This is a genomic window from Microbacterium sp. H1-D42, assembly GCF_022637555.1.
In the GTDB taxonomy this organism is placed as follows: Bacteria; Actinomycetota; Actinomycetes; order Actinomycetales; family Microbacteriaceae; genus Microbacterium.
The window spans coordinates 1,805,262-1,816,941 of record NZ_CP093342.1 but is presented as its reverse complement, the minus strand read 5'-3'; the positions used below and the strand labels follow the sequence as shown (position 1 = coordinate 1,816,941).

The following is an 11,680-nucleotide window of genomic DNA, read 5'->3' as shown; positions in this document are numbered from 1 at the left end:
TCTCCGGATGGTGAGTCTGTGAGTGAGGATGGTGCTGACGGTCAGATGTCTGGTTCGAGGATATCGAGGTGCACCGCGAGGGGCACCCGCGTTCGGCCGCGCCCTCGCCGACCTGCCGCGGCCTCGGCGACGACCGCGGCGCGCATGGCGGCCGCGACGGTCTGTCCAGCGCCGTAGCCGAAGCGCACCAGGGCGCGCACGCGCCCGTCATCGCCCACAGGCACCGGCCCGAGCACGGCCTCGCCGCCCACGCCGATCTCGGCGAGCCGTCCGAGCGCAGCGCGCACTGAGGCAGGCAGACCGTCGATCTGCGCCACACGGGTCGTCGGGGGCATGTGCAGTGGTGCGCGGGACTCCAGCTCGCTGCGCGCGTAGGCAGCAGGGCTCCAGGTGGCAAGCGCCCGCGCGACCGGTCCGTTCACACCCACCAGATGCACGGGGGCGCCCGGGGCCGCCAGCGCGGTGGCATTGCTCCACCACCGCAGGCAGGATTCGCCGATGCGCAGCTCCGGTGCCTGCAGCATCCGTGCCCCGTCGAGCAGGATGACCGCACGGTATCCCCCGTCGGCGACGGGCTCGGCCCCGCGCGTGGCGATCACGAGAGCCGGCTTCGCGTCGACGTGCTGCACGGGATGGGCGCCGTCCGAGACGATCACGCGCACGCCGGGGAAAGCCCGGCCGAGCTCATCGGCGGTGCGCTCGGTGCCTGAGGAGGCCAGGCGCACCTTGTCTGAGTCGCACTGGTCGCACCGCCACGAGTTCGCGGATCGGCCGCACCAGCCGCAGAGCGGAACCGCGCCGCGTCGCCTGGCTCCAAGTGGTCCCCCGCAGTGCGTGCAGCGCGCCGGCGCACGGCAGGTGGCGCACACGAGAGTCGGCGCGAAGCCGGGGCGAGCCACCTGCACCAGCACGGGGCCCTCGGCCGTCGCCGCACGCGCCGCGGCGAATGCGCTTGATGGCACACGCTGCGCCGTCTGCTCCAATTCCTGCGGGGTGCTGAGCTTCACCTTCGGGATCACCCGCCGCACAGCCGTGACGTCCTGCATCCAGCCGTTCACGACCAGGCGCTCGGCGTCGGTGGAGCGGGTGTGGCCCACCAGCAGCAGCGCACTGCCCTCGTGCTCCTGGCGCACCAGTGCGGCATCCCGTGCGTGCACGTAGGGCGCGAGCGGCTCTGCCAGCAGTGCGTCGCCGTCATCCCAGATGGCCACGAGACCGGCCTGCGCCGGCGAGTAGACCGCCGAGCGGTTGCCGACGACCACGCACGGCGCCTCATCCAGCGTGCGCAGGAACGCGCGGTACCGGTCGGGGTTCGGCTGGCGCGCGTCGTGCCGCACGATGGCATCGGCCGGCAGCACTGCTTCGAGCGCTGTGAGCAGCAGCTCCTGATCGCGATAGTCGGGCACGACGAGGATGCTGGAGCGCGCCTCTGCGAGTTGAAGCGCTGCGGTCGCCGCGAGCAGCCTCGCCCAGCCCGGGATGCTGCCGTCCTGCACCGGGATCGCCTCGACGGCCGCACGCCCGCGGGCGGCGATCACGTCGGCCAGTCCGCCGTACGCCGCGACGACCTCGCGGGCCCCGGCGACGGCATCTTCCGACACGGTGGGGGCGTCCTGCACGGCGTGCCAGGACTTCTCCACCCGGACCTGCCGCTTCGGGATCGCCAGGCGCAGCACATCCGAGGCGGACCCGGCCGCGCGGTCGGCCACGCGACGTGCGAGGCGGTACAGCCGGTCCGGCATCACGACCACGGGAGATACGACGCTCTCCACCTCGGAGAGCGTGCGCGCGGCATCCGGTTCGACATCGATCTCGGCGATGTACCCGTCGATCACGCGCCCAGCGGTGCGCAGCGGCGCTTTGATGCGCACGCCAGGTTCGACATCGCCCAGCTCATCCGGCAGGGCGTAGTCGAACAGACGGTCCAGCTGCGGCAGCGGCGAGTCGATGAGCACGCGTGCGATGCGCCGGCCGCGCGCGTGCGCGCCATCAGACGACGTCGCCACGACGGCCTTCAGACGCCGGCGGCGCGGCGCAGGTCTTCTGCCCGGTCGGTGCGCTCCCAGGTGAAGTCCGGCAGCTCACGACCGAAGTGCCCGTAGGCCGCGGTCTGCGCGTAGATGGGGCGCAGCAGATCGAGTTCTTCGATGATCGCCTGCGGGCGCAGGTCGAACACGTCGGTGATCGCGCGGATGATGACCTCTTCGTCCACCTTGCCGGTGCCGAAGGTCTCGACGTACAGGCCGACGGGGCGTGCGACGCCGATGGCGTAGGCGACCTGCACTTCGGCGCGGTCGGCGAGTCCGGCCGCGACGACGTTCTTCGCCACCCAGCGCATCGCGTAGGCGCCGGAGCGGTCGACCTTCGACGGGTCCTTGCCGCTGAACGCGCCCCCGCCGTGGCGTGCCGCCCCGCCGTAGGTGTCGATGATGATCTTGCGGCCGGTGAGACCGGCGTCGCCCTTCGGACCGCCGATGACGAAGGGGCCGGCGGGGTTGATGTAGTACTTCAGATCGGATGCCAGATCCAGACCGGTCTGCGCGAGCACGGGGTCGATGACCTTCGCCCGCACGAGTCCGCGCAGCTCGTCCTGCGAGATGTCGGGGTGATGCTGGGTCGACACGACGACCGCGTCGATGGTCTTCGGGGTGAACCCCTCGTAGCCCAGCGTGACCTGGGTCTTGCCGTCGGGGCGCAGGAAGTCCAGCTCACCGGAGCGGCGCACCTCGGTGAGGCGCTCGGCGATGCGGTGCGCCGTCCAGGCGGCCATCGGCATCAGCTGGGGAGTCTCATTGGTGGCGTAGCCGAACATGATTCCCTGGTCGCCGGCGCCGAGCAGGTCGCGCGGATCGGTCGACGTGCCATCACGGTGCTCCTGCGCCTGGTCGACGCCCTGGGCGATGTCGCTGGACTGCTCGCCGACCGAGACCGTGACACCACATGACGAGCCGTCGAAGCCGGTGTCGCTGGAGGTGTAGCCGATGCCGTTGACGACATCGCGCACAATCGTGGGGATGTCGACGTAGCCGTCGGTGCGGATCTCGCCGGCGACGTGCACGAGGCCCGTGGTGACGAGGGTCTCGACGGCTACGCGGGAGTCGCGATCGACCGCGAGCAGTCCGTCGAGGACGCTGTCGGAGATCTGGTCGCAGATCTTGTCAGGGTGTCCCTCGGTGACGGACTCGGACGTGAACAGACGCAGCGCGCTCATCGGTACTCCAGATCGGGAGATTCGGGCGGAGCCGGGTTCGGCCGGGCGCCAGGTTGTTGCTGCCAGTGTGCATGAAGCCGCCGACATCCGATTGCGGACGTCGGCGGCTCACATGGCAGAGGTCACTCAGCGTGACGGATGCGAAGCTTGTCTTCGTTGATCTCGTGCAGGGCGATGGTGAGCGGCTTGTCCTCGACGGACGAGTCGACCAGCGGTCCGACGTTGTCGAACAGGTTGCCCTCGTGCAGGTCGGAGTAGTAGTCGTTGATCTGACGCGCGCGCTTGGATGCGTAGATGACGAGTTCGTACTTCGACTCGACGCGCTCGAGAAGGTTGTCGATGGGCGGGTCGATGATGCCCTGGTTGGTTCCAGCCATAGTGGACCTCCTGGTCGGGCGACGCTGTTGTCGGTTGACGACGTGTCGCTAAATCGTTGGATGCTGGCGCGCCGAATGCTCAGCGCGCAGAGCCTGAGGACAATTCTACGACCTCTTCAGCCGCTGTCGCGACGTCGGCGTTCACGACGACGTAATCGAACTCGTTCTGTGCGGCGAGTTCGGTGCGGGCGGTGCGCAGGCGACGGGCGCGCTCCTCGGCGTCCTCGGTACCGCGTCCGACCAGCCGGTTCACGAGTTCGTCCCAGGTCGGCGGCAGCAGAAAGACCAGGGATGCCGATGGTTCGGCAGCCCGCACCTGACGCGCACCCTGCAGGTCGATCTCGAGCAGCACGGTCTTGCCCTCGGACAGCGCGGCATCCACCGGACCTCGGGGTGTGCCGTACCGGTACTTGTTGTGCACGGTCGCGTGCTCGAGCAGCTGATTCTCGGCGACAAGGCGATCGAACTCGGCGTCATCGACGAAGAAGTAGTGCACGCCGTCGACTTCACCGGGGCGCGGGGCCCTGGTCGTGGCCGAGACCGAGAGGTGGATCTCGGGATGCGTCTCGCGGATGTGCGCGGCGACAGTGCCCTTGCCGACGGCAGTGGGACCGGCGAGCACGAGGAGGCGGCTGCGGCCAGCGCGTGCGGCGTGCGGCGGGAAGCGCTCGTCGAGCCAATCCGACAGTGCGACGCGCTGGCGGACGCCGAGCCCGCCGAGGCGCTTCACCGGCGAGATGCCGAGGTCCTCCAGCACGCGGTCACGCTTGCCGGCGCCGATCGCGGGCAGAGCCATCAGGAAGTCCGTGACGCGCATCGTGGCAGCATCCGACTCTGCGTCCGCGATCGCCTGCGCCAGCACCGCCTGCGGCGCGATGACGCGCGTGGACAGGTCGCGCTTCAGCGACGCCCGAGCGCGGCGGCGCTCCAGCGCGCGCCGAGATGCGGCGGCTCGATCGACTTCGGGAACGGCACGGCGGTCAGCCACGGAGAACCTCCTGGTAGCGCGCGCTCTGCGCGCTGATCGCCTCGGCGATGCCGTCGGGTCCGGCGCCGAGGATGCTGCGGCTCTCGCTCGCGAGCACGTTGTGCGCGAGCGACCCGAAACGTCCGATGAGTTCCTCCGGTGTGGCGCCCTGCGCGCCGAATCCAGGGGCGAGGATGGGGGTGCTCTGCAGCAGCCCGTCCTCGAGACCGAACTCGGCGCGATCCACTGTCGCGCCGATGACCAGACCCACGGGGCCCAATCCGCCTGCGAAGGCGTCCGATCCGTTCACCCAGGTGACATCACGAGCGACGCGCTGGGCGACTGTCTCGCCCTCCCCCGCTGACACGTCGATCGTGTGGGCGGTCTGCAGTGCAGCCGCCTCAGGATTGCTGGTGGCTGCCAGCACGAACACGCCCTTCTCGGCGCGCACCGCGGCTGTCAGCGTCTCGCGCAGCGACTCCGGCCCGAGGTACGGGCTGATCGTCACGGCATCAGCTTCGAGCGGCGAGCCCGGCTCGAGCCAGGCCGACGCGTAGCCGGCCATCGTCGAGCCGATGTCGCCGCGTTTGGCGTCGGCGAGCACGAGCAGGCCGGCGGCGCGCGCCGCCGACATGACGTCCTCCAATGCGGCGAATCCGCGGGATCCGAACCGTTCGAAGAACGCCACCTGCGGCTTCACTACGCCCACCCGCCCGGCGGCGGCCTCGACCACGCCGAGACCGAAGGCGCGGATACCGTCGGCATCCTGCCCCAGTCCCCACTGCTCCAGAAGAGCAGCATGCGGGTCGATGCCAACGCACAGCGGGCCGTGCGCGTCGAGAGCCGCCCGAAGGCGCGCGCCGAACGAGTTCGTCACGCCGAGGCCCTCCGATCGAGCGCGTACTCCTGCAGGCTGCGCACCTCGAAGCCCTCGTGCGCGGCATCCATCCCGCTCACGGCGGCGCCGAGCACGGCCATGGTCGTGAACAGGGCCTTGTCTGCCGCGACCGCGGCCGCGCGGATCTCGTATCCGTCGGCGCGTGCCGCGCCGCCGCTCGGGGTGTTCACGACGATGTCGATGCGTCCGTCGTTGATGAGGTCGACGATGTTCTGATCGCCGCTGTCCTGTGTCTCGCTGAACTTCGAGACGACGGTCACCTGGATGCCGTTGCGGCTGAGGATCTCTGCGGTGCCCTCGGTCGCGACCAGCGTGAAGCCGAGCTGCTGCAGGCGGTGTGCCGGCAGGATGACGGCGCGCTTGTCAGCATCCGCCACCGAGATGAACACGGTGCCAGAGGTCGGCATGCCGCCGTAGGCCGCGGCCTGGCTCTTCGCGAACGCGGTCGGGAAGTCCTTGTCGATGCCCATGACCTCACCGGTCGAGCGCATCTCGGGTCCAAGCACCGAGTCGACGATCTTGCCGTCGTGGGTGCGGAACCGCTTGAACGGCAGCACGGCCTCCTTGACGGCGACCGGCGAGCCCAGCGGCACACGCGAGCCGTCCTGCTCCGGCAGCATGCCCTCGTCGATCAGCTCGGTGACCGTGGCCCCGACCATGATGCGGCTTGCTGCCTTGGCGAGCGGGATGCCAAGCGCCTTCGACACGAACGGGACGGTGCGGCTGGCGCGCGGGTTGGCCTCGATCACGTAGAGCACGCCGGCGCTGATCGCGAACTGCACGTTGAGGAGTCCTCGGACGCCGACGCCCTTGGCGATCGCGAGTGTCGCGACGCGGACGCGGTCGATGTCGGAGCGGCCGAGCGAGACCGGCGGCAGGGTGCAGCTGGAATCGCCGGAGTGGATGCCGGCCTCTTCGAGGTGCTCCATGACGCCGCCGATGTACAGGTCGGTGCCGTCGTACAGCGCGTCGACATCGATCTCGATCGCGTCGTCGAGGAACCGGTCCACCAGCAGCGGCTTGCCCGCTTCGATGATGACCTCACCAGCGGTGCGGACGAAGTAGTCGCGCAGCGAGGGGGTGTCGTAGACGATCTCCATGCCGCGACCGCCGAGCACGAAGCTGGGGCGCACGAGCACCGGGTAGCCGATCTCCTCGGCGATGCGCACGGCACCGTCGACGTCGATCGCCGTGCCGTTGCGCGGCGCGACGAGGCCGGCATCGTCGAGAAGCCGCGAGAACAGCTCGCGCTCCTCGGCGAGGTCGATCGCCGCCGGGCTGGTGCCGAGCACCGTGTAGCCGGCCGCCTCGATGCCCTTGGCGAGACCGAGCGGGGTCTGTCCGCCGAGCTGGCAGACCACACCGAGGATCGTGCCGCTTCGCGCCTCGGCGTCGAGCACCTCGAGCACGTCCTCGAGCGTCAGCGGCTCGAAGTACAGGCGGTCCGAGGTGTCGTAGTCGGTTGAGACGGTCTCGGGGTTGCAGTTGACCATGACGGTCTCGTAACCGGCATCCGACAGCGCGAACGACGCGTGCACGCACGAGTAGTCGAACTCGACGCCCTGACCGATGCGGTTCGGGCCGGAGCCGATGATCACGACTTTGGTGCGGTCTGACGGTGCGACCTCGTTCTCGAAGTCGTAGCTCGAGTAGTGGTACGGCGTGAGCGCCGGGAACTCCCCCGCGCACGTGTCGACCGTCTTGAACACCGGGCGCACGTCGAGGCCGTGGCGGATGCCGCGGACCTCGGCCTCGCCGATGCCGCGCAGCTGCGCGATCTGCGCGTCCGAGAAGCCGTGCTCCTTGGCGCGACGCAGCGTGGCGGCGTCGAGCTCGGCGGCGTGCTTGACGCTGTCGGCGACCTCGTTGATCAGCACCATCTGGTCGATGAACCACGGGTCGATCGCGGTGGCCTCGAACGCCTGCTCGATCGTGGCGCCCTTGCGCAGCGCCTGCTGCAGCGTCACGATGCGGCCGTCGGTGGGGGTCTTCGAGATCTCGAGCAGCTCTTCGACAGAGCGCTCCTCGGGACCCCAGTGGAAGCTGGAGCCGCGCTTCTCGAGCGACCGAAGCGCCTTCTGCAGCGCCGTCGTGTAGTTGCGGCCGATCGCCATCGCCTCGCCGACCGACTTCATGGTGGTCGTCAGCGTGGCATCCGCTGCAGGGAACTTCTCGAAGGCGAAGCGCGGCACCTTGACCACGACGTAGTCGAGCGTCGGCTCGAAGCTCGCCGGGGTGACGCCGGTGATGTCGTTCGGGATCTCGTCGAGGCGGTAGCCGAGGGCGAGTTTGGCGGCCAGCTTCGCGATCGGGAAGCCGGTGGCCTTCGATGCGAGCGCCGACGAACGCGACACGCGAGGGTTCATCTCGATGACGATGATGCGGCCGTTGGTGGGATCGACGGCGAACTGGATGTTGCAGCCACCGGTGTCGACACCGACGGCGCGGATGATGTCGATCGAGATGTCACGCAGCTGCTGGAACTCACGGTCGGTGAGCGTCAGTGCAGGAGCGACCGTGATCGAGTCGCCGGTGTGCACGCCGACGGGGTCGACGTTCTCGATCGAGCAGACGACGACCGTGTTGTCGGCCGTGTCGCGCATGAGCTCGAGCTCGTACTCCTTCCAGCCGAGGATCGACTCCTCGAGGAGCACCTCATTGGTGGGCGAGTCGTGCAGGCCGGCGCCGCCGATGCGGCGCAGGTCCTCTTCGTCGTAGGCGAAGCCGGATCCGAGACCGCCCATCGTGAAGCTCGGGCGCACGACCAGCGGGTAGCCGAGCTCCTCGGCACCGGCGAGCAGCTCGTCCATGCTGTGGCAGATGACCGACTTCGCGACGTCGGCGCCTGCTTCGAGGACGAGCTCCTTGAAGATCTGGCGATCCTCGCCCTTGCGGATGGCATCGACCTTGGCGCCGATGAGCTCGACGTCGTACTTCTCGAGGATGCCGCGCTCGTGCAGCGCCATGGCCGCGTTCAGGGCGGTCTGTCCGCCGAGGGTAGGCAGGATGGCATCCGGCTTCTCCTTGGCGATGATCGTCTCGATGACCTCGGGCGTGATCGGCTCGATGTAGGTCGCGTCGGCGAAGTCGGGGTCGGTCATGATCGTGGCCGGGTTGGAGTTGACGAGGATGACGCGCACGCCCTCCTCGCGCAGCACGCGGCAGGCCTGGGTGCCGGAATAGTCGAACTCACAGGCCTGACCGATCACGATCGGGCCGGAGCCGATGACCAGGACGGAATTGATGTCGTCGCGCTTCGGCATTACTTGCTGGCCTCCTGGTTCGCGATGACGAGATCGCGGAAGCGGGTGAAGAGATAGTGGGCGTCGTGCGGACCTGCCGCCGCCTCGGGGTGGTACTGCACGGAGAACGCCGGGATGCCGTGGGCGCGGAGACCCTCGACGACCTGATCGTTGAGACCGACGTGGCTGACCTCGACGAGGCCGTAGCCGTTCGGGCTCTCGAAGGTGCCCTCCAGAGGCGCCTCGACGGCGAAGCCGTGGTTGTGCGCGGTGATCTCGACGCGGCCGGTGGCCCGATCGAGAACGGGCTGGTTCAGGCCGCGGTGGCCGAACTGCAGCTTGTAGGTGCCGAGTCCGAGCGCGCGGCCGAACAGCTGGTTGCCGAAGCAGATGCCGAAGTACGGGATGCGCGCATCGAGCACCTCGCGCAGCACCGCCACCTGGGCAGTGGAAGCGGACGGGTCGCCTGGACCGTTCGAGTAGAACACGCCGACCGGGTCGATGGCCTGGATCTCGGCGAACGTAGCCGACTGCGGCAGGACGTGCACGTCGAAGCCGAGTGCGGTGAGGTTGTCGAGCGTGGACTGCTTGACACCGAGGTCGATCACGGCGAGATTGCCGATCAGATCGGCCGTGGCAGGCAGCACGCGCGCCTCAGTCACCGAGACGGCAGCGGACAGGTTCTGTCCGGCCATCGCGGGGGCGTCGGTGACGCGGCGCAGCTGTTCGTCGGCGTCCAGCGCCGCGTCCGCACCCGAGAAGACTCCGCCGCGCATGGCGCCGGCGTCGCGGATGCGACGGGTGAGTGCGCGGGTGTCGATCCCGCTGATGCCGACGATGCCGTCGCGGATGAGCGCATCATCGAGGGACTCCTCGGCACGCCAGTTCGAGACGCGGCGTGCGGGGTCGCGCACGATGTATCCGGCGACCCAGATCTTCGAGGACTCGTTGTCCTCGCTGTTCATGCCGGTGTTGCCGATGTGCGGTGCGGTCTGCAGCACGATCTGTCCTGCGTAGGACGGGTCGGTGAGCGTCTCCTGATATCCGGACATGCCGGTGGCGAAGACGACCTCGCCGAGGGTCGTGCCGCGTGCGCCGTAGGCGCGTCCGACGTAGCGGGTGCCGTCCTCGAGGACGAGCACGGCTGAGTCTGGGGTCTGCGTGGTCAAGGGTTCACTCCGTTCTCCGAAGCGGCGCACAGGCGCTGCAGCTCCGGGAGGATCTGCTGGGGATCGGCCGCGGTGGGCCGGAGGTAGGAATCGACGAGCACACCGTCTGCCACCCGCCAGACGAGGCGGATGAGCCCTTCTGGCTCGACGACGCGATCGATGGTGACGGTCGCACGGTCGGCTGCGGCCAGTCGCTGTGACGAGAGGAACACGGTCGGGGCGCCGTCTAGGCTGAGCGCCGCTCCCCTGTCGGTGAGCACCAGCTCGCCACGTGCGCGGTAGGCCAGCGGGCTGACCGTGAGACGCTCCAGCGGCTCGTCGTGCTTCGTGGTCGACACGTAGAGGATCTCGTGTCGAGCTGTGACATCGGCATGCTCCGGCACCCCGATGGGGGCGGTCAGAGCGGAGTCGCGTCGCAGGCGGGCGCGCCAGGCGAAGAACATCGCGAGCAGCAGTGCCACCGCGACGGCGGCCATGATCAGACCGGCGAGTTCACGCGTCACGCGCTGCTCCTGACGCTGTGCAGATCTTCGACGAGCACGCCACCGGCGACGGTCGGCGTGCCGCCGTGGATCGTCCACTGCACGCGGCCTGGCAGCTCGCGTCCGATGTAGGGCGAGTTGTGGCTGCGTCCGTGCAGATCGGCCTCGGTGAAGACGCCAGGCACCGACGGGTCGTACAGGGTGACGTGCGCGGGACGGCCGATCTCGAGCGAGCCGAAGCCCTCGAGCTGACCGATGCGTGCCGGAGTCGTGCTGAGCACGCGGGCGACGTCCGCCCAGTCCAACATCCCGGTCTCGACCATCGACTGGTGCACGACGCGCAGCGCGCTCTCGAGCCCGACCATCCCGTTGGCCGCGGCCTGCCATTCGCACGCCTTGTTCTCGGCGGGGTGCGGGGCGTGGTCGGTGGCGACGATGTCGATGGTGCCGTCGGCGAGGCCTTCGCGCACGGCCATCACGTCCTCCTGCGTGCGCAGCGGGGGGTTGACCTTGTAGCGGGCGTCGTAGTCCCGCGCCAGGTCGTCGGTGAGCAGCAGGTGATGCGGCGTGACCTCGGCGGTCACATTGATGCCGCGCTTCTTGGCCCAGCGGATGATGTCGACGCTGCCGGCGGTGGAGAGGTGGCACACGTGCAGGCGCGAGCCGACGTGCTCGGCGAGCAGCACGTCGCGGGCGATGATCGACTCCTCGGCGACGGCGGGCCAGCCGGTGAGTCCCAGCTCGGCCGAGACGATGCCCTCGTTCATCTGTGCCCCCTCGGTGAGCCGCGGGTCCTGCGCGTGCTGCGCGATCACACCGCCGAAGGACTTCACGTATTCCAGGGCGCGACGCATGATCAGCGGGTCCCACACACAGAAGCCGTCGTCGCTGAAGACGCGGACCTTGGCGCGGGAGGATGCCATCGCACCGAGTTCGGCGAGGCGCTCGCCCTTCTGGCCGACGGTGACGGCGCCGATGGGCTGCACGGTGGCGTAGCCGGCGGCCTCTCCGAGCGCGAGCTCCTGCTCGACGACTCCGGCGGTGTCGGCGACCGGCTGGGTGTTCGGCATGGCGAACACGGCAGTGAAGCCGCCGGCGGCCGCGGCGCGAGTGCCGGTCAGCACCGTCTCGGATGCCTCGAAGCCGGGCTCGCGCAGATGCGTGTGCAGGTCGACCAAGCCGGGCAGTGCGACGAGGCCGGCGGCGTCGATGACGCGTGCGCCGGTGCGGCTCAGGCCGCTCCCGATCTCGGCGATGACGCCGTTCTCGATGACGATGTCGGCGCTTTCGCGTCCGAGCAGCTGGACGCCTTCGATGACGAGGGTCTGGCTCAT

At 69.3% G+C, this 11,680-nt stretch carries 9 protein-coding genes; all 9 read right to left on the bottom strand.

The annotated features are described in order from the left end of the window. Nucleotides 1-41 precede the first annotated feature (41 nt). The 9 genes from MNR00_RS08615 to MNR00_RS08575 all read right to left on the bottom strand — a co-directional run bounded on the left by MNR00_RS08615 (nucleotide 42) and on the right by MNR00_RS08575 (nucleotide 11,680). On the bottom strand, nucleotides 42-2,006 hold the full coding sequence (locus tag MNR00_RS08615) for a primosomal protein N' (RefSeq protein ID WP_241928726.1): 1,965 nt from the start codon (nucleotides 2,004-2,006) through the stop codon (nucleotides 42-44). Nucleotides 2,007-2,014: 8 nt separating this feature from the next. Beyond that, nucleotides 2,015-3,211, bottom strand: a complete 1,197-nt coding sequence (gene metK, locus MNR00_RS08610; protein WP_241928725.1) for a methionine adenosyltransferase — start codon at nucleotides 3,209-3,211, stop codon at nucleotides 2,015-2,017. A gap of 122 nt (nucleotides 3,212-3,333) precedes the next feature. Then, nucleotides 3,334-3,588: a DNA-directed RNA polymerase subunit omega gene (gene rpoZ, locus MNR00_RS08605; RefSeq protein WP_179410807.1), complete on the bottom strand. Its 255-nt coding sequence runs from the start codon at nucleotides 3,586-3,588 to the stop codon at nucleotides 3,334-3,336. A gap of 79 nt (nucleotides 3,589-3,667) precedes the next feature. Next, complete coding sequence (gmk, locus tag MNR00_RS08600) at nucleotides 3,668-4,576, bottom strand: guanylate kinase (RefSeq protein WP_241928724.1); 909 nt, start codon at nucleotides 4,574-4,576, stop codon at nucleotides 3,668-3,670. Beyond that, nucleotides 4,569-5,432, bottom strand: a complete 864-nt coding sequence (gene pyrF, locus MNR00_RS08595; protein ID WP_241928723.1) for an orotidine-5'-phosphate decarboxylase — start codon at nucleotides 5,430-5,432, stop codon at nucleotides 4,569-4,571. The genes gmk and pyrF overlap by 8 nt, the downstream gene beginning before the upstream one ends. Further along, nucleotides 5,429-8,716 carry a carbamoyl-phosphate synthase large subunit gene (carB, locus tag MNR00_RS08590; protein WP_241928722.1) on the bottom strand — a complete coding sequence of 1,096 codons (3,288 nt, stop codon included), beginning with the start codon at nucleotides 8,714-8,716 and terminating at the stop codon, nucleotides 5,429-5,431. Before carB ends, pyrF begins: the two co-directional genes overlap by 4 nt. Beyond that, nucleotides 8,716-9,864 carry a glutamine-hydrolyzing carbamoyl-phosphate synthase small subunit gene (gene carA, locus MNR00_RS08585; RefSeq protein WP_241928721.1) on the bottom strand — a complete coding sequence of 383 codons (1,149 nt, stop codon included), beginning with the start codon at nucleotides 9,862-9,864 and terminating at the stop codon, nucleotides 8,716-8,718. Before carA ends, carB begins: the two co-directional genes overlap by 1 nt. Beyond that, nucleotides 9,861-10,367, bottom strand: a complete 507-nt coding sequence (locus MNR00_RS08580) for a hypothetical protein (RefSeq protein WP_241928720.1) — start codon at nucleotides 10,365-10,367, stop codon at nucleotides 9,861-9,863. Before MNR00_RS08580 ends, carA begins: the two co-directional genes overlap by 4 nt. Then, nucleotides 10,364-11,680 (bottom strand): dihydroorotase, encoded by a 1,317-nt coding sequence (locus MNR00_RS08575; RefSeq protein WP_241928719.1) that lies wholly within the window; start codon nucleotides 11,678-11,680, stop codon nucleotides 10,364-10,366. The genes MNR00_RS08580 and MNR00_RS08575 overlap by 4 nt, the downstream gene beginning before the upstream one ends.

Coding starts and splice junctions, on each gene's coding strand:
- MNR00_RS08575 (WP_241928719.1), bottom strand. CDS start 11,680: ATGAGCCAGACCCTCGTCATCGAAGGCGTCCAGCTGCTCGGACGCGAA.
- carB (WP_241928722.1), bottom strand. CDS start 8,716: ATGCCGAAGCGCGACGACATCAATTCCGTCCTGGTCATCGGCTCCGGC.
- rpoZ (WP_179410807.1), bottom strand. CDS start 3,588: ATGGCTGGAACCAACCAGGGCATCATCGACCCGCCCATCGACAACCTT.
- metK (WP_241928725.1), bottom strand. CDS start 3,211: ATGAGCGCGCTGCGTCTGTTCACGTCCGAGTCCGTCACCGAGGGACAC.